Annotated in this window: 18 protein-coding genes and 3 tRNA genes; 6 read left to right on the forward strand and 15 right to left on the reverse strand. The window is 62.5% G+C overall.

From position 1 onward, the window contains the following. Positions 1-50: 50 nt before the first annotated feature. From sppA to aroA, 4 genes are all read right to left on the reverse strand, one after another. Positions 51-1,013: a signal peptide peptidase SppA gene (gene sppA, locus ACFQ2F_RS00340; protein ID WP_379084035.1), complete on the reverse strand. Its 963-nt coding sequence runs from the start codon at positions 1,011-1,013 to the stop codon at positions 51-53. Between the two features lie 87 nt (positions 1,014-1,100). Next, the gene (gene rpsA, locus ACFQ2F_RS00345) at positions 1,101-2,975 is read right to left on the reverse strand and encodes a 30S ribosomal protein S1 (protein WP_379084037.1); all 1,875 of its coding nucleotides are present in this window, start codon (positions 2,973-2,975) and stop codon (positions 1,101-1,103) included. A gap of 226 nt (positions 2,976-3,201) precedes the next feature. Then, a complete protein-coding gene (gene cmk, locus ACFQ2F_RS00350; RefSeq protein WP_379090537.1) occupies positions 3,202-3,843 on the reverse strand; it encodes a (d)CMP kinase in 642 nt (213 codons plus the stop codon). 36 nt (positions 3,844-3,879) lie between these two features. Then, positions 3,880-5,193: a 3-phosphoshikimate 1-carboxyvinyltransferase gene (gene aroA / locus ACFQ2F_RS00355; protein ID WP_379084040.1), complete on the reverse strand. Its 1,314-nt coding sequence runs from the start codon at positions 5,191-5,193 to the stop codon at positions 3,880-3,882. A gap of 105 nt (positions 5,194-5,298) precedes the next feature. Between aroA and ACFQ2F_RS00360 the strand changes: the two genes are divergently transcribed. Both ACFQ2F_RS00360 and ACFQ2F_RS00365 read left to right on the forward strand, forming a co-directional pair. Then, the gene (locus ACFQ2F_RS00360; protein WP_379084043.1) at positions 5,299-5,721 is read left to right on the forward strand and encodes a TIGR02300 family protein; all 423 of its coding nucleotides are present in this window, start codon (positions 5,299-5,301) and stop codon (positions 5,719-5,721) included. A gap of 139 nt (positions 5,722-5,860) precedes the next feature. Continuing rightward, positions 5,861-5,936: transfer RNA gene (locus tag ACFQ2F_RS00365), tRNA-Ala, on the forward strand. Positions 5,937-6,151: 215 nt separating this feature from the next. Here ACFQ2F_RS00365 and ACFQ2F_RS00370 read toward each other — a convergent pair. The 3 genes from ACFQ2F_RS00370 to ACFQ2F_RS00380 form a co-directional block, all read right to left on the reverse strand. Then, on the reverse strand, positions 6,152-7,438 hold the full coding sequence (locus tag ACFQ2F_RS00370; protein ID WP_379084046.1) for a glycosyltransferase: 1,287 nt from the start codon (positions 7,436-7,438) through the stop codon (positions 6,152-6,154). A gap of 95 nt (positions 7,439-7,533) precedes the next feature. Continuing rightward, positions 7,534-7,785 carry a YdeI/OmpD-associated family protein gene (locus tag ACFQ2F_RS00375; RefSeq protein ID WP_379084049.1) on the reverse strand — a complete coding sequence of 84 codons (252 nt, stop codon included), beginning with the start codon at positions 7,783-7,785 and terminating at the stop codon, positions 7,534-7,536. Between the two features lie 71 nt (positions 7,786-7,856). Beyond that, the gene (locus tag ACFQ2F_RS00380) at positions 7,857-8,606 is read right to left on the reverse strand and encodes a methyltransferase family protein (RefSeq protein ID WP_379084052.1); all 750 of its coding nucleotides are present in this window, start codon (positions 8,604-8,606) and stop codon (positions 7,857-7,859) included. A 134-nt stretch (positions 8,607-8,740) separates the two neighbouring features. On the opposite strand from ACFQ2F_RS00380, the gene ACFQ2F_RS00385 reads away from it, so the two are divergent. The 4 genes from ACFQ2F_RS00385 to ACFQ2F_RS00400 all read left to right on the forward strand — a co-directional run bounded on the left by ACFQ2F_RS00385 (position 8,741) and on the right by ACFQ2F_RS00400 (position 10,493). Continuing rightward, positions 8,741-8,806: transfer RNA gene (locus ACFQ2F_RS00385), tRNA-OTHER, on the forward strand. Between the two features lie 291 nt (positions 8,807-9,097). Then, positions 9,098-9,523, forward strand: coding sequence for a hypothetical protein (locus ACFQ2F_RS00390; RefSeq protein WP_379084055.1), 426 nt, complete (start codon positions 9,098-9,100; stop codon positions 9,521-9,523). Positions 9,524-9,720: 197 nt separating this feature from the next. Then, positions 9,721-10,170: an Hsp20 family protein gene (locus ACFQ2F_RS00395; protein ID WP_379084058.1), complete on the forward strand. Its 450-nt coding sequence runs from the start codon at positions 9,721-9,723 to the stop codon at positions 10,168-10,170. Positions 10,171-10,220: 50 nt separating this feature from the next. Then, positions 10,221-10,493: a BQ00720 family protein gene (locus tag ACFQ2F_RS00400; protein WP_379084061.1), complete on the forward strand. Its 273-nt coding sequence runs from the start codon at positions 10,221-10,223 to the stop codon at positions 10,491-10,493. Between the two features lie 111 nt (positions 10,494-10,604). Here the strand turns inward: ACFQ2F_RS00400 and ptsN are convergent, their stop codons facing one another. The 8 genes from ptsN to ACFQ2F_RS00440 all read right to left on the reverse strand — a co-directional run bounded on the left by ptsN (position 10,605) and on the right by ACFQ2F_RS00440 (position 17,224). Beyond that, positions 10,605-11,069 carry a PTS IIA-like nitrogen regulatory protein PtsN gene (gene ptsN, locus ACFQ2F_RS00405; RefSeq protein ID WP_379084064.1) on the reverse strand — a complete coding sequence of 155 codons (465 nt, stop codon included), beginning with the start codon at positions 11,067-11,069 and terminating at the stop codon, positions 10,605-10,607. Positions 11,070-11,131: 62 nt separating this feature from the next. Continuing rightward, positions 11,132-11,725, reverse strand: coding sequence for a ribosome hibernation-promoting factor, HPF/YfiA family (gene hpf, locus ACFQ2F_RS00410; protein ID WP_379084067.1), 594 nt, complete (start codon positions 11,723-11,725; stop codon positions 11,132-11,134). Between the two features lie 234 nt (positions 11,726-11,959). Next, on the reverse strand, positions 11,960-13,546 hold the full coding sequence (gene rpoN / locus ACFQ2F_RS00415; RefSeq protein ID WP_379084070.1) for an RNA polymerase factor sigma-54: 1,587 nt from the start codon (positions 13,544-13,546) through the stop codon (positions 11,960-11,962). 48 nt (positions 13,547-13,594) lie between these two features. Next, a complete protein-coding gene (gene lptB, locus ACFQ2F_RS00420) occupies positions 13,595-14,458 on the reverse strand; it encodes an LPS export ABC transporter ATP-binding protein (RefSeq protein WP_379090539.1) in 864 nt (287 codons plus the stop codon). A 94-nt stretch (positions 14,459-14,552) separates the two neighbouring features. After that, on the reverse strand, positions 14,553-15,512 hold the full coding sequence (locus ACFQ2F_RS00425) for an LptA/OstA family protein (RefSeq protein WP_379084073.1): 960 nt from the start codon (positions 15,510-15,512) through the stop codon (positions 14,553-14,555). Further along, entirely contained in the window at positions 15,509-16,258 is a 750-nt protein-coding gene (gene lptC, locus ACFQ2F_RS00430; RefSeq protein ID WP_379084076.1) for an LPS export ABC transporter periplasmic protein LptC, read from the reverse strand. Before lptC ends, ACFQ2F_RS00425 begins: the two co-directional genes overlap by 4 nt. A 182-nt stretch (positions 16,259-16,440) precedes the next feature. Further along, positions 16,441-17,052, reverse strand: a complete 612-nt coding sequence (locus ACFQ2F_RS00435; RefSeq protein WP_379084079.1) for a ribonuclease D — start codon at positions 17,050-17,052, stop codon at positions 16,441-16,443. Between the two features lie 85 nt (positions 17,053-17,137). Next, positions 17,138-17,224, reverse strand: a tRNA-Leu gene (locus tag ACFQ2F_RS00440). Positions 17,225-17,254: the final 30 nt, after the last annotated feature.

Below are 17,254 nucleotides of genomic sequence, written 5' to 3' on the forward strand. Positions count from 1 at the left end.
TACGCCCCGCTCGGCCGGTCGTTATTCCCGATATCGGCCGTACCCCCCAACTAACGGTTGTTAACGTGCCAAAGCGAGACCAGACCGTCAAGCTGGAGGGAGTCGGTGAGTGCTCCAGCGACTTGTCTCATCTCCTTCAATGGTAAGCCAAAACTGGTCGCGACGCTGCCGAAGAGCTGGGTGAAGAGACCCTCGTCCTCCTCTTCAACCGTCCAGTCGATAACCTTGGTGCTCATGGCGATGCCTTTTTCGTCCGCCAGCCATTTGCGGGCGGCGCGCTCGTCGCCAACGACGTCGGCCAGATCGTATTTCACAGCCTGGCGGCCGGAGTAGACGCGGCCCTCTTTCAGGCCCGGGACGTCGTCAAGATCGATCTTGCGGCGCTCCTTCACCAGGCCGAAGAACCAGTCCTTGGCGTCGTCGACCATCTCCTGGGTGAGCTCGCGGGCGGGCTCGCTGGCCGGCTCGAATGGGTTCGGCACGGCCTTGAGCTTGCCGCTGCGAACCTCCTCAACCTTCACACCGACATGGTCCAGCAGCTCGGTGACGTTCACCCACTGGAAGATCACGCCGACGGAGCCGGTGATGGTGTTGCCCAGAACGAAGATACGGTCGGCTGCGATGGCCGCAATATAGCCGCCGGACGCCGCGAGCGTGCCGCAGGTCGCGACCACAGGCTTCTTTTCGGCCAGGCGCCGGATCGCGAGAAACAGGGTTTCGCCGCCGGTGGTGGTGCCGCCGGGGCTATCGATGGCGATGATGACCGCCTTGACCTGATCGGCCTTGCGCAGACGCTCCAGGAGCTCGGTCTGCTTGCGGTCGTCGGTGATGATGCCGTTGATTTCGACCCGGGCAACATGAGGCAGGACACCTGCCTGGCCGGCAAACTTCGCGTTGCTCAGCAGCACCGCCATGATCAGCAGCAAGCCAAGGGTCACGGCCGCGAAACGCCAGAAGGTCAGGCGCCGTCGGGTTCGGCGGCGGTCGATCAGAACTTCGCTGTCAGGAGCCATCAGTCATGCCCGGCGGGTTCGAGATTGCCGCTATATAGCATGAAAGCCGCGCCCCGAAGCGGAATTCGGGGCGCGGCGATAGGATCGTTACTTGTCCGTTTCGGAGGACTCGTCGGACGCTTCGTCCTTGGTCTCTTCGGCGGATTCGTCAGCCGTTTCTTCGGCCTTGTCCTCAGCCTTCTCTTCGGCTTTGGCGGCGGCCTTGGTCTTCTTCTTCGGCTTGGCTTCTTCCTCGGCCGGGGCTTCGTCGCCATCGCCAGCCTTGTTCAAAGCCGCACCGAGAATGTCGCCGAGGGACGCACCGGAATCGGTGGAGCCGTACTGGGCGACCGCCTCCTTCTCTTCGGCGATCTCGAGCGCCTTGATGGAGACGTTGACCTTGCGGTTCTTCGGATCGAACTGGGTGATCACGGCGTCGAACTTCTCGCCAACGCCGAAGCGGTCGGGCCGCTGCTCGGAACGCTCGCGGGACAGGTCGGCGCGGCGGACGAAGGCCGGAAGATCGAAATCGACCAGCTTCACATCCAGGCCGCCGTCCTTGACGTCGGTGACCTCGCAGGTGACGCGGGCGCCCTTCTTGAGCTTCTCGGCACCGGGCTCACCTTCGAAGGGATCGCCGCCGAGCTGCTTGATGCCCAGGCTGATGCGCTCCTTCTCGGCATCGGCCTCGAGCACGACAGCCTTGGCCATCTCGCCCTTCTTGTAGTCCTTCAGAGCCTCTTCGCCCGACTTGTTCCAGTCGAGGTCGGAGAGGTGAACCATGCCGTCGATACCGCCTTCGAGGCCGATGAACAGACCGAACTCGGTGATGTTGCGGATCTCGCCCTCGATTTCGGTTCCGGCCGGGTGGGACTCGGCGAAGGCCGACCAGGGGTTCTCCTGGGTCTGCTTCAGGCCGAGAGAGATACGACGCTTCTCGGCGTCGACCTCGAGCACCTGCACCTCGACCTGCTGGCTGGTGGAGATGATCTTGCCGGGATGAACGTTCTTCTTGGTCCAGCTCATCTCGGAGATGTGGATCAGACCCTCAACGCCCGGCTCCAGCTCCACGAAGGCGCCGTAGTCGGTGATGTTGGTGACCGTGCCCTGGAAGCGCGCACCCACCGGGTATTTCGATGCGATGCCTTCCCACGGATCGGCCTCCAGCTGCTTGATGCCGAGGCTGATGCGCTGGGACTCGGTGTTGATGCGGATGATCTGCACCTTCACCGTGTCGCCGACATTGACGATCTCCGACGGGTGAGACACGCGGCGCCAGGCCATGTCGGTGACATGAAGCAGGCCGTCGATGCCGCCCAGATCGATAAAGGCGCCGTAGTCGGTGATGTTCTTGACCACGCCCTCGATGACCTGGCCTTCCTCGAGACGGCCGACGATCTCGGAGCGCTTCTCCGCGCGATGCTCTTCCAGAACCGAGCGGCGGGAGACGACGATGTTGCCGCGGCGGCGATCCATCTTGAGGATCTGGAAGGGCTGCGGCACGTTCATGAGCGGCGAGACATCGCGCACGGGGCGGATGTCGACCTGGCTGCCGGGCAGGAACGCCACGGCGCCGTCGAGGTCGACGGTGAAGCCGCCCTTGACGCGGTTGAAGATCATGCCTTCGACGCGCTCGTTGTTCTTGTACTTCTCTTCCAGGCGGACCCAGCTCTCTTCGCGGCGGGCTTTCTCGCGCGACAGAACGGCTTCGCCGAGCGCATTCTCGACGCGCTCCAGGTAGACGTCGACGATGTCGCCGACATTGAAATCTTCGGATTTTGCAGTGGCGCCGAATTCCTTCAGAGCCACGCGGCCTTCGGTCTTCAGACCGACATCGATAACCGCAACGTCCTTCTCGATGCCGACGACGGTGCCCTTAACAACGGTGCCTTCTTCGAGCGCGACATTGGCAAGAGATTCTTCAAGAAGCGCTGCGAATTCGTCGTGGCTCGGCTGTTCTACGCTGGTTTGCGGTTCGCTCATCAATACTCCTAAGCCCCTTTGGGCGTCTTGCGACGGTCTTGTCCGTCCTCGTCCGATCGTTTCCGATCGTCCAAATTGCTGTTCAAATACCCGAAGACATGCGTCAGATCGCTGCCGTCATCTCTTCTGGTAGCTCTGTTCGGGCTGCAAGCTGCGCCTGTTCGTCCGGCCGCGATTTTTTCAGTGGCGGAAAGGCGAAATAGGGGACCGCGATTAGGGGGCTTCTTTAGGAAGCGGACCCGGTGCGGCCCAAAGCGGCATCGATCACATCGATGGCAGCCTTGAACGCCGCGTCTATACTCAAATTCGTGGTGTCGAGCAAGTGCGCGTCGTCAGCTTTGAGAAGAGGCGCGGCCTCTCTTCCCTGGTCCCTCTCGTCCCGGCGGCGAATATCGGCCAGGACCTCGTCCTCCGTAACCTGGACGCCGCCATCGATCAGTTGGAGATAGCGGCGGTGGGCGCGTTCCTCCGGAGTGGCGGTGACGAAGAGTTTCACGGTGGCGTCGGGGCAGATGACGGTACCGATATCCCGGCCGTCGATCACCGCGCCGGCGGGCTGTTTTGCGAAGCTTCGCTGATAGGCCAGCAGAGCTGTCCGGACCTTGGCATGGGCCGCAACGATCGAGGCGGCCTCGCCAACACCACGGGCGCGCAAGCCCGGATCCTCAAGAGTATCGGGGTCGATCTTCTCCGCGGCCGCTACCGCCGCGTCCTCGTCGCGCGGATCGCCGCCGGCGATGACCGTATCGCGGGCCACGGCCCGGTAGAGCGAGCCCGTGTCGAGATAGGCCAGCGCGTAATGCACCGCCACGCGCTTGCTCAAGGTGCCTTTGCCGCTCGCGGCCGGCCCGTCAACGGCGATGATCATCATGAGCGGCTCCCCCGGAGAACGTGTCGCTACACTCTAGCTGATCTCGGCGCCCATGCCCGACAGGAGCTCGACGAAGCCGGGGAAGCTGGTGGCGATCATGCTGCCGTCGTCCACGGTGACCGGCTCCGCCGCCCCTAGCCCCAAGATCAGGAAGGACATGGCGATGCGGTGATCCATATGGGTGGTGATCATGGCGCCGCCTTCGACCGCACCGGCGCCCTGGACGATCAGATTGTCGCCATCGACTTCCGCCTCCACGCCACAGGCGCTAAGCCCTGCGGCCGTTGCGGCCAGGCGGTCGCTTTCCTTCAATTTCAGCTCGGCGAGCCCTTCCATGCGGGTCTCGCCCTCGGCGAAGGCCGCCAGCATGGCGAGCACCGGATATTCGTCGATCATGCTGGGAGCGCGGTCGGCCGGGACCGTGACGCCTTTCAGGCTGCTGGTCCGGGCGCGGACATTGGCGATGGTCTCGCCGCTCGCCTCGTGCTGATCCAGGATCTCAATATCGGCGCCCATCTCCTGCACTGTGTCCAGGAAGCCGGTGCGGGTCGGGCTCATGAGCACGCCTTCGACCGTCACGTCGGAGTTCGGCGTGATGAGCGCAGCGGCCAGCAGGAAAGCGGCCGAGCTCGGATCGGACGGGACGTAGACGCTAGCGCCCGTCAGCTCCGCATCGCCGCAGACGGTGACGATCTTGCCGCCGCCCTCGCGATCCTCCACAGAAATCTCCGCACCGAAATAGCGCAGCATGCGCTCGGTGTGGTCCCGGGTGGGCATGGTCTCGATCACGCTGGTGCGGCCCGGCGCATGGAGTCCCGCCAACAGGATCGCCGACTTCACCTGGGCGGAGGCCACGGGAAGCTCGTAGCGCAGGGGGATCAGATCCTGGGTGCCGCGCAAGGTGAGTGGCAGGGTCGTTCCCTCGCCTTCCACCTCAAGCCCCATCTCCTGGAGAGGCGTGAGCACGCGAGCCATGGGACGGCGGCAAAGAGATTCGTCGCCTGTGAACTCCGCCGTCATGGCGTGGCCTGCGACGACACCCATCATGAGCCGAGCGCCGGTTCCGGAATTTCCGAAATCGAGCGGACCGTCGGGCTGCTTCAGTCCACCGACCCCCCGGCCGATCACCGTGTAGCGATCGCCATCCTTGGAAACATCGGCGCCGAGCGCCGCGACCGCGCGGGCCGTGGCGAGGATATCCTCGGCTTCGAGCAGACCGCTAATCTGGGTGCGGCCCGTTGCGAGCGCGCCGAGGATGAGGGCGCGGTGAGAAATCGACTTATCGCCGGGAACTTTGAGACGACCGGTGAGGCCCTCAGATCGGCGTGCGGTCAGAGGCTGTGACATTGGCAAAATTCGATGATGTTGCGACTCGACCATTAGCTTTTGACAGCACTGAAAAGCCGTGGCAATGGGGTGAAAAATTGGGTTGATGGAGCACGAGGGGTCCAAATGTCCACATCTGCCCGGGGAACCAAGCGTGTTTGCCCCAGCTGTGGGGCGAAATTTTACGACCTGAACAAGTCGCCGATTACCTGCCCCGTCTGCCAGGCGGCCTATCAAGCACCGTCTGGGCGCCGGAGCAAGGCGGCGGCTGTTGCCGAAGAGCCGAAGCCGAAAGCCAAGGCCAAGGCGGAAGAGGAGGATGTCGAAGTCGTCGAGGAGGACGCGGACGTCATCAGCCTCGAAGATGCGCGGGAAGACGAGACCGACGATAACGACGACGACGATGAAAACATCGATCTCGGCGACGACGATGCGGATATCCCCGACGATAATGACGACGACGATACATTCCTCGAAGACGACGAGGACGACGAAGAAGGCGTCAGCGGACTGATCGGCGGCGCAAAGGACGACGACGACGACACCTGATCTTCACCAAAAATTTGATTCGAAACCGATCTACCCATGCATGGGCTTGCGTTTGGCCGCTCGCTCATTTACTTGATCGGTCTCGCTTCGGGCCCCAGATAAATCTGGCCGGCGAACGAGGCGAGCTTCACACCAAGATGGGGCCATAGCTCAGTTGGGAGAGCGCGTGAATGGCATTCACGAGGTCGGCGGTTCGATCCCGCCTGGCTCCACCATCTCTCTTTTGATCTCACGCTAGCGTGCTTTGCGCGCAGCTCCGATGGGCGGCCTGACCGGCCGGCGGGCCGTCGCCCTTGCGAGTGCTAAGGCGCTCGGTTTTCCAATTCTCGATTTCGCTCACGCTGATCCGCTTCGCGGATAGCTCCGCGAGGGCGCGCTGACCGCGCGACGCCCGGTCGGGCTTGCGAGCGCTAAGGCGCTCGATCTTTCCTCACGACAATTCGCTCACTTTGGCCAAGCGCTCGATGAGGCCGACGGCGTTGGCAACGCCGTGCTCCTTTCGGATCTCGGCGCCGAGGCTTGCAGCTTTGTCGATGATATCCTGATTGGTCGTCGCCTCCTTCAGCGCCGCCGCGAGCTTATCCACCGTCAGCCTCTTTCGCGGAATCGCCTTCGGTCCCGCTCCGAGCGCATAGACGCGGGAGGCCCAAAACGGCTGGTCGGCGAAGAACGGGACCAGCACAGACGGCTTTCCTGCACGCAAGCCTGCCGCCGTGGTGCCGGCGCCCCCGTGATGGACGACGGCGGCCATCTTTGGGAACAGCCACTCGTGGGGCGCCTCATCGATCTTGAGGATCGTCTCGGGCAGGTCGTCCGCGCTCAGCCCTCCCCATCCTGTCGCGATGATGCCCCGCAAACCCACCCGTTGCAGGGCTTCGACAACGATCTCCGCCATGCGTTTAGGATCGCGTCCGGCCATAGAGCCGAAGCCGACATAGACGGGCGGCGGACCGGCCTCCAGGAAGTCAGTCAGCGTCTGGGGCGGTTCCCAGTCATTTGGACCGTCGAGAAACCAGTAGCCGGTGATGTAGGCGTAGTCAGGCCAGTCGTCGGGCCGGGGAAGTACGGCCTCGCTATGAGCGTGGATGATCGGGATCGGCGTCCCGTCCGCTTCTTTCAGAAAATCGAACTCGGCGATAGGCGGCAGGTCCAGCCCGGCGCGAAAGCTGCGCACGTATTTGCGCCAGACGCGATTCACAAGGAGATGGATCAGCCGGTAGCTCGCCCGATTGTACCAGGCTCCCAGGTTCCAGTCGGGGGCGACCACAAAGCGCCACGCGCCGGTCGGCACGAACATGGGGATGGGCGTTGCGAGCGCGCACCCGATGCCGAGTTTCTCGGCGATGTGGGGCGCGGCTCCGCCCTTGGAATGAAAGACGATGAAGTCGGGCTGGAAGGTTTTCGCGACCTCCCAGCTTTCGCGCATCAGCTGCTTCTGCAGCGGCGCGACCTGGCGCGCCATGGTGTAGGTCCGCTTGGCGATCTCGTAGAGATTGCCGGCCTTCTCGATAAGCTCCTTTCCCTGGTCCGTATCGATGATGGAGAGGAGGTCGTCGTTCAAATAGCCGTAAGCGAGGCCGTTGCTCTCGACGAATTCCTCGAAGCGGACGCTCGTTGCGAGCATCACCTCATGGCCGGCGTCCTGCAGCCCTCGGCCCAGCGCCACGTAGGGCTGGACGTCGCCCCGGCTGCCATAGGTGATGATGAGAACCTCCATGGCCTCAGATCATAGCGCACGCAGGCGTGTCGTCCGCCTGGGCGCGACAACGCGAAATGCTCGATTGGTCGTGCTTGAGCCGCTGCGCAGGACGATTAGCGATGGGGGCAGCCCGGCCAGCAGCACGGGCGGCGCTTGCCATCCTCAAGGTTTTCACAACCCCAGGCGATACGCTTCTTCCGCGTCTGCTCTTTCTTGGCGGATTCGATCCAGCAGATCCATTCGTTGCGCGCGAGAGGCGTAATATCCTCCCACGTCTTCAACGCGCGCTCGTTCGATCGAAGAGCGTCCTCGAAATCGGCCGGCAACCCATGCACTGTGCCGCCCGATACCGCAGTGTGATCCATCTCTGCACCGTCCTCAGCCGCAAAGTCTAATCTCCGTACGGCTGGCTTTCCAGACGCCAGCGTCGGGGCGGCTAGATCGAATTGAGCAGGCTCGTCCGGCGGCGCAGCAGCTTCGAAGTGCAATAGAGCGCCACGCCGAGTGCAAGGAACGCCAGCCAGTCGGGCTCTCGGCGGATCCATTGCACGAGACCTTCGTGCTCGAACAGCACATCCTCGACGATCTCGAACAGGGTGAAGACGCTCACCACCAGAAGCCAGCCCGGGGTCTCCCGCCGGAACACCTTGCGGACGGAGAAGCCGCGGCTGGGCGCACGCCACAGAAACGGATTGGGGAAGAAGGCCGGCACCCGCGCGCTCCAGCGCCGGTAGCGCTCGCCGAACTTGCCTTCCAGGAAGCTCTCCTCGGCGGAGGCGATTCGCTCGTAGTAGAGGAAGAATGCCAGGGTGCCGATCAGGAAGAAGCCGAGGCTCTCGAAGAGCAGCAGGAAGCCGGCAAAGATCAGAAAGTTCGCGGTGTAGAGCGGATGACGCACGATCGAATACGGGCCCTTGGTGTTCAGGCGGTCCGCTTTCTGCTGCTTGGTATTCCGGCCGGAGGTGTTGGGTGGGGTGTAGCCGACGGTGAAGGCCCGGAGGGCGAGACCGGAGAGGGAGACCAGCAGCGCGAGGTGCTGGATAAGCTGCTCTGCGCCTTCCCCGCCCGTGTCCCGCGCCATGAAGACCGCGAAGTAATAGATCGCGAGCGGCAGGATCAGGAACGGCAGGAAGGAGCGGTAGCGGAACAGCGTCGCCCCGTGCTTGGTCATCTCATCGCGCAACATACGTAAAGTCCCCGTCGGCACTGCAATTTGCGGCAAGTTGCGAAGAAAATGCGGCCTCACAGCGACGTGGCTAGTTCACCTGGATATATCCTTGGGTGACGGGAAAGGTCGGTCTCAATCGACAAAATTTGGTCGTAGCTCAGTAGGGAGCGTGCGTGATGGCATTCACGAGGTCGGCGGTTCGATCCCGCCTGGCTCCACTATCTCACGCTAGCGCGCTACGCGCGCAGTTCCGATGGGCGGCCTGACCACCGGCCGGCGGGCAATTGCCCTTGCGAGCACTAGGGCGCTCGGTCCTCCATTCTCGATTTCGCTCATGCTAGTCCGCTTCGCGGGGGCGAGCTGACCGCGCAGCGCCCGGTCGGGCTTGCGGACGCTTTGCGTCCGATTCTGCGCCTGACGCTGATCTGCTGCGTACGGAGTTCCGATGCCCCCAACGTGCAATCAGAAAGCATGCTATTTATAGATTGTTCTACGGTGGAGGGAGTCTGATGGGGGATTTTGACGCTTTAGCTAACCAATTTTCCGGACGGCGGTTTGCCGAGCTCATCTTGGAGCATGCATCTAAGCAGAGTCCGCGCGAAGTGATTACGGCTCTCTCAGCTCTACAATCCGGCCTTTCGCCTGAGTTGAAAGAACCCGTTGTCGAGCTAGTGGATTTTGTAAATGCAATGCCTCAGCCACAGTTGCGGAAGTTCTTCTCGGGCGATTGCGGCGACAAATTTCTTGAACTGATGGACGTTATAAAAGGCTTTCTCATTTCTAACTATGGCCTTCAGGTATCGCGGAATGAGGCGTTCGACATATTCAATATTATCGTTCTGAACTACGCGGCAGCTTGCCAATCATTCCCGCAAACGAACGCCGCGATGAGAAAGGCAGCAGGGCACGGTTTTCTGCGGCGTCTTCTCACGTAGGAGGTGGCGGGGGGTCGAATCGGCATTTGCTTGCGTTTTTCAACGCCTTGAAAGGCTTGAGAAGCTCCCCATATATCGCTCATCGGTAAAGCCCGGTGCCTATAGGTAGGGCCGGGTGACGCTTTTCGAGGTGCCGGTTGGGCTTCGAAAACGAGCCGGGATGTCTGAAGCCGCTTAAAGGTTAAGGGCTTTTGTCGATGTCGCGGATGACGTATCTCCACGGTGCGGTTTGGCTCGGTTCCAGCCGAGACGGACCTGCGAGCGAGGGCAAATCCCCGCAAGGGAAATCCCGACCCGACGGCTACCCTCCCTTTAACATCGAGCTTGTGCCGGAAACGGCAGATCGTCCTGAATCCTTGCGCATCACGCTCGCAGTCGCGGGCTTCTCGCGGGAGGATCTCCAGGTGACAGCCGGCAATGGCGAGCTGGTGATCGAGGGCCGGCAAAGCGATGCTGAGGACAGCGTTTCCCGGGAGTATCTCCACAGAGGAATCGCAGCCCGGCAATTCAAGCGGAGCTTCGGACTGGCGCATGGCGTCGAAGTCTGCGAGGCTGAGCTACACAACGGTCTCTTAACCGTCGAGCTCCGCCGACCGCGAAGGGCGGAACCGGTCAGAAAAGTGGGCATCGTCACGGGCGATCAGTAATGGCCGCTTCGAAACGTCCCGCTGCAGAGCCTCTGCACGAGGAGATGGAAATGAACGAGCACGAAAAAGAAGACCGCGAACAGTTTTTGCCGATCAGCGAGGGCGAGCTCGCCATGCTGGGCGACGGCGAGGTGGCTTACATCAAACAGCTCGATGCCGGGATTGCCCAGAAGCTTTTCCCGTCCCTGCGCGAGGCCCCGCAAGGAATCGATCTCTACGCCGTGCTCGGTGCGGACGGCACACCGCTGGCGCTGACCGATAGCTGGAACGCCGCCGTGGCGAATGTCATGGAGAACGATCTCGTGGCGGTGAGCCTGCACTAAGAGTTCATACCGGCAACAAGGCGCTTGGCGTCAGTTGCCCCTGAAATTGAAAAGGCCCAGTCCGCTTAAAGCGCGCCGGGCCTTTTCTTTGTCTTCCGTCCGCTATCCGCTTCAGGCGGCGTTGGAGGCGGCCTCTTCGGTCAGGATGGCGTAGAGGGCCGACTGGTCCTTGGCGCCGCGCAGCTTCTCCCGGGCGTAGTGATCGCGCATCACGCGGGAGACCCGCGCCAGGGCCTTCAGGTGGTCGGCGCCCGCGCCTTCCGGCGCCAGCAGCAGGAACACCAGATCGACCGGCTCGCCGTCGGCCGCATCAAAGTCCAGCGGCGTGGCGAGGCGGGCGAACATGCCCATGATGTGTTTGAGGCCGGCGATCTTGCCGTGCGGGATGGCGATGCCCTGCCCTAAGCCGGTGGAGCCCAGCCGCTCGCGCTGGAGCAACACGTCAAACACATCGCGCTCTTCGAGGCCCGTCAGCTTGGCGGCACGGGCCGCAAGCTCTTGGATCAGCTGCTTCTTGCCGTTCGCCTTCAGCGCCGGCACCACCGCGTCGGGGCCGATCAGGTCGCCTAATTCCATGGTGAAAATCCCCACCCAATGAAGATCGCTCGATTCGCCCGCTTCGGCGGGGCTTCTGCGTCTTATGCGTCGTTTTGCGCGTCGTCGCCGGCGAGGCCCTTGAGATCGAGCCAGCCGATATTTCCGTCGGCGCGGCGATAGACCAAGTTTATGGCGTTATTGCCAGCGTTCCGAAAAACCACCACCGGGTAATCGGAGAGGTCCATTTGCATGACCGCGTCGCTCACACTCATTTCGTGCACGACGGTCTCCGATTCGGCAATGATAACCGGATCGCCATCCTCGTTTTCCAGACCTTCCTCTTCGGGAGACTGGATCACGTATGACGCCGCAGGCCATTGATTCCGAACGGTTTCCATACCGCCATGGGCCTTCAGGCGCCGTTTGTAGCGTCTCAGACGCTTATCCAACCGTTCGCAGGCAAGATCTGCGCTCTGGTGCGGGTCGGCCGCGTCGCCGTGGGCTTCCAGGGTCGCCCCTTGCCACAGATGAACGGAGCATGCGGTCCGGAACTGACCGTGCTCCTTCTCGATACGCACATGGCCGGACGGTTCGCGGCCGAGATATTTGTCGAATATTTGAGCGATCCGGTCCTGCACATAGGTCCGCATCGCGTCCCCGACGTCGAGGTTCTTGCCAGTAATCTGTAATGTCATCGTCTATTTGCGAGGCTGCTGGGACCCGTCTTTTGCGCCATTCTCTCAGGGGCGCCGCGGAGCCGCTTTCTAAGCGGAGGGTTTTGTTTTCCGGGCCTTCGCCGGGCGTTTCCCTGGTCGAGCCAACCCAATCGCGGGCGGAAGCTAGCCTTCCCTTCTTATGGTGTCAAACGCATTCAGGGCTGCCTACAACCGTTCTAAACCGCTCCTTTCGGGCAGCCGGTGGGCCTAGTCTCAAGCGGTGGCGCTCAGCGCGAGCCGCTTCAATCTGCGGCGCTGCACGGAAGACGGTATCCGCAAGGATTCGCGGTACTTCGCAACCGTCCGGCGCGCGATGTCGATTCCGTCGTCCTTCAGTTTCTCCACGATCTTGTCGTCGGAAAGGACGTCCTGTGGCTGTTCCAGGTCGATCATCTCCTTGATGCGGTGGCGGACCGATTCGGACGAATGGGCATCGCCATTGGCGGTGGCCGGCACCGAGGAGGTGAAGAAGTATTTCAGCTCGAACAGGCCGCGATTGGTGGCCATGTATTTGTTGGCGGTGACCCGGCTGACGGTCGATTCGTGCATAGAGATGGCATCGGCGACCTGCTTGAGATTCAGGGGCCGCAGATGGCGCACGCCGTAGGTGAAGAAGCCGTCCTGCTGGCGGACGATCTCCTGAGCCACCTTGAGGATCGTGCGGGCGCGCTGGTCGAGGCTCTTCACCAGCCAGTTGGCGGTGTGGAAGCACTCGGTCAGGTATGTCTTGTCTTCCTTGCGCTTCGCGGTCTTGGAGACCGTCGTGTAGTAGCTCTGATTGACCAGGACCTTGGGAAGGGTCTCGGTGTTGAGCTCCACATGCCAGCTGCCGTCGGGGAGCTCACGCACCATGACATCGGGCACGATGGGCTGGGCGGGGCTTGCGCCGAAGCTTAGGCCGGGCTTCGGATCGAGGCGCTTTATCTCCTGGATCATCTCGCAGAGATCCTCGTCGGAGACGCCACAGAGGCGGCGCAGCGCGGGCAGATCGTGGGCCGCCAGCCGGTCGAGATTGTCCAGAAGCGCCGCCATGGCGGGATCGCAACGGTCGCGTTCCTTGAGCTGGAGAGCGAGACATTCCTGCAAATCCCGGGCGAAGACGCCGCAAGGCTCGAAGGTCTGCAGCACGGCCACAACCTCCTCCACCAGCTCCAGGGGCGCGTCGAGCTGTTCGGCGCTTGCCTCCAGGTCACCCTGGAGATAGCCGGTCTCGTCCACATTATCGATGAGGTGATGGCCGATGACGCGCTGGACCGGATCGGTGATCGTGAGATTCAGCTGCTCCGACAGATGCTCGCGCAGGGTCTTGGACTGCGCGACATAGGCCTCGAGATTGGGCGCATCGCCGTCGTCATGGCCCTGGCCCCGCACCATGTCGAGCCCCTGGCCGTTCCAGGCCGGCTCGGGCTGGGCCGGCGGGGCGGAGGCCTCGTTGTCCGGGAAGATATCGCCGGGATCGGCGTCCAGGCTGTCGTTGGAGGCGGTGCTGTCCTTGGATTGAAGGTCGAGCCACTCGCCGTCGCCTTCACCGTCGCTACCGTCGCTCTCTGAGGACGATTTGCGGCCGTCGTGGCCGTCATAGCTGTCAGCGCCGTTGCTGTGCTCGGACTGGCGCTCGTGGCCCGGCGCAGGGTCATCGTCCTGGGAGCGTTCCAGCAGCGGATTGCGCTCCAGCTCACCGTCGACGAATTCCGTCAGCTCGAGATTCGACAGTTGCAGCAGCTTGATAGCCTGCTGCAGCTGCGGCGTCATGACGAGAGTCTGCGCCTGACGAAGTTCGAGCTTTGTGGTGATCGACACTTACACCTACTCCACGATCAGCGACACTATACACCCAGGATCGGCCGATCAGATCCTAAACTGGTCACCCAGATAGACGCGCCGGACATCCTCATTGGCGATGACCTCCTGAGCCGTTCCGTGGGTGAGGACGGAGCCATCATAGATGATGTAGGCGCGGTCGATGAGTTCGAGCGTTTCGCGCACATTGTGATCGGTGATGAGAACGCCGATCCCACGCCCGGTAAGATGCCGGACAAGGGCGCGGATGTCGTTAACGGCGATCGGATCGATGCCCGCGAAGGGCTCGTCGAGAAGCATGAAGGACGGACGGGTCGCCAGGGCGCGCGCGATTTCGACTCGGCGGCGCTCGCCGCCCGAAAGGCTGAGGGCAGCTGATTTGCGCAGGTGCGTGATGCGAAACTCTTCAAGCAAACCATCAAGCTGATCTTGCCGCGCCTTCTTGTTCGGTTCCACCATTTCCAGCACGGCCAGGATATTCTCTTCCACATTGAGCCCGCGGAAAATGGAGGCTTCCTGCGGCAAATAGCCAATGCCGAGGCGGGCGCGGCGGTACATGGGGAGCTTGGTCACGTCCCGCCCATCGATGGTGATGGTGCCGGTGTCGGCCGGAATCAGGCCGGTGATCATATAGAAGACGGTGGTCTTGCCCGCGCCGTTGGGGCCGAGCAGGCCCACGGCCTCGCCGCGACGGATGTCGATGCTGACGCCGCGCACGACCCGGCGCTTCTTGAAGGCCTTGGTGACCTCCCGGATGGAAAGGCTGCCGGCCGGCGCCTGGCGGGCTTGCGGCCTTGCGGGTTGAGGCGGCTGTCCCGGATGCGGCTGGCCCGGTTGCGGACGGCTCCGCTGGGCCTGGGCAGGATCTGCGCCCTGCTCCGCGAGCGCCCGTTGGTCTGGAAACGACAGCAACTTGCCCACTAACCTTTCCGTTTCGTGATGCGTTGGCGTGAGCCGCCTAGCTTAGCTTGGGCGTTCGCAAGAACCGGTCAATCGCTCGTACCGGTCAATTGCTCGGCGGGAACAGCGGTGTCGGACCGCCTTCTTCATCCGCCTCTCCGGACTTGCCCTTCTTCTTCTTCCCCTTGCCGCCCTCGTTGGGCATGAAAAGGGCGCGAATGCGGTTATTGGCGGCAGCGTTGCCGGTGTTTTCGAACCTGCTTTCACCCGTCGCCAGATTGATGACTAGCTTATTCCCCTTTAGCACATTCTGGCCTTGGGTTAACACAACATTGCCACCTACGGTTACCAGCTCGCCGGGCACATCATAGATCGCCCAGTCGCTGTGGGCCGTCTGATCCTTGCCCTTTGAGAGCTCCACATTGCCGCGCACGGTGACCGTTTCGTCGGTCATGTCGTAGACGGCTGTCTCGCTCCTGGTCTTCTGGTCCTTGTCGCTTTCGATCAGGACGTTACCGGTCAGCGTGACGGTCTGGGCTTCCACGTCGTAGAGCAGATGGTCGCCCTTGGTGCTCTGGTTGTCCGCGCTCTTGATCTTGACGTTGCCCTTGGCCTCGATCTTGGTGAGCTGGCTTCCGGGGCCTTGCTCACCTTGCGCCGCGTCCGACTGATCAGATGCGTCGCTTTGGGTCTGAGCGCCCTCTGCCTCAGCCACCTGGGTCGGCCCATTGCCCATCGGGTTCGCCGAGCCCTTGTAGAAGACGTCCAGCCTTGTGGTGGTGAGGACGCTATCGCCTTGCACCGCTCTCACATTGCCGGTGAACACGGCGACCTTCTCGGCGTCGTAGACCGTGAGCTTCTCCGAGGCGATATCGATGGGCTGGTCGGAATTCTTCGAAAGGCCTTTGAAGGCGCCGGGCTTGGCGCCCACGGCGCCCGAGCTGCTGGTGATCGTCTGGGCCGTCGCGGGTGCGCTCAGCGCGAGAAAGATCGCGCCCAGACCCGCGGCGACGGCGAGGGCGCTCCGGATCGTCCGGGCCTTGCGGGTTTGCCGGCGCTGCATCATGGCAGGGTCTTCCGCGTCGGCATCGGCGCCGACGCCGGGGCGGCACCGGACCCCTGGCCGCTCACCGCCTCTTTCGCCTTGTTCGCTTTCGGCACCAGGTGAACCCTCACCTCGCCGGCGAACTCCAGCTCTTTCTTCGCCGAATGGAAGGTGAGCGTTTTGGAGCGGATGGTGCTGCCGTCCATCTGGAAGACCACCGGATTGGGCGAATGGAGCACCTGCTTGGCCATGTCGATCTCGGCGAGGGAAAGCTGGCCTGTGATGCCGGAGCTGGTCTGCACGCGGATCTTCTCGTTCATCACGAGCTTTTCGTTCTCGCTGTCGAAGGTGCCGCGCAGCGCGCTCATGCGGGACCATCCCTCATCGCCGTTGTTCACATCGGCCTTGATCTCGTGAAGCTTGATGAGATTTGGGTTCGCCACCTCCTGATCCGCATAGGCGGCACTGATGACGTAGTCGCCGTTCTCCTCATCTACGCCCTTCAGGGTCGGATTGGTCATCCGCAAGGCGCCGTCGGTCACCTCGATACCGCTGATGCTCGCCTCCACGTCGCCGACGGTCACCTTCATGCTGGAGGAGATGAAATAGGCTGCCAGCACGCTCACCGCCACGACAGGCAGGGCGATCCGCAGGATGCGCACGGCGCGGCTATGGCGGGCCGCCTTGACGAAGGCGCGATTCCGCTCTGCCTGGGTGCGCAGGTGAAACGTCTCGCCGCGCTGGCCTCTGAGAGTTTCCGTCGTCATGGATAAGCGGGCTTGCTCCTTGAGCGCTGTCGGATGACCCGCTCGCGGCGACCTAGCGTGACGATTTTGATGATAATGCGACGCGAGGTTCGCGCGGGCCGCAACTTCCGGCGCTTTCCCCCGCAGCTTAACGTCTTTCGCTCAGCTTGTCTTACAGGGGTTTTCAGGCCCCGACGTCCACCCTAATGGGCGAACGGGTCGAGATCGTACCAGCCGGACAGGTCGAGAGCGGCGCGAATGGGCAGAAACGCAAAGCAGCCTTGGGCCAGGGCGGTACGCCCCTCGCGGGCCAGCATGGCGTCCAGGCGCATCTTGATCTCGTGCAGATAGAGCACGTCGGCGGCGGCGTATTGTACCTGCTCTTGGGTCAGCTGCTCGGCGCCCCAGTCGGAGGATTGCTGTTGCTTGGAGATCTCCACGCCCAGAAGTTCGCGGCAGAGATCCTTCAGCCCATGCCTGTCGGTGTAGGTGCGGGCGAGCTTTGAGGCGATCTTCGTGCAGTAGACCGGGCCGGTCATCACGCCCAGGTAATGCTGCATCACCGCCATGTCGAAACGGGCGAAATGGAACAGCTTCAGCACCGACTGGTCCGTAAGGAGCTGCCTCAGCACCGGCGCGTCGTACTGGCCGTTGAGCTGCACCAGATGGGCATTGCCGTCGCCGGAGGAGAGCTGGACCAAGCAGAGCCGGTCGCGCATGGGATTTAGCCCCAAGGTCTCCGTGTCGATGGCGACCTGCTGGACGCCGTCGAAAAGCCCTTGCGGCAGATCGCCCTTATACAGCTTCACTGTCATCGGCGATCGTTACCCTCGTTCGCGTTGGATTTTCGGTTCGTCAGGATCGACTGGCGCGCCGCTCAAGCGGCGAAGATCCGAAGAATGGTGCCCAGGAGAAGACTCGAACTTCCACGCCCTTTCGGGCACTAGCACCTGAAGCTAGCGCGTCTACCAATTCCGCCACCTGGGCCAAGGAGGTTCTGCCTATTATCGGCGCAGG

This window comes from Methyloligella solikamskensis (genome assembly GCF_042676065.1).
GTDB classification, from domain to species: Bacteria; Pseudomonadota; Alphaproteobacteria; order Rhizobiales; family Methyloligellaceae; genus Methyloligella; species Methyloligella solikamskensis.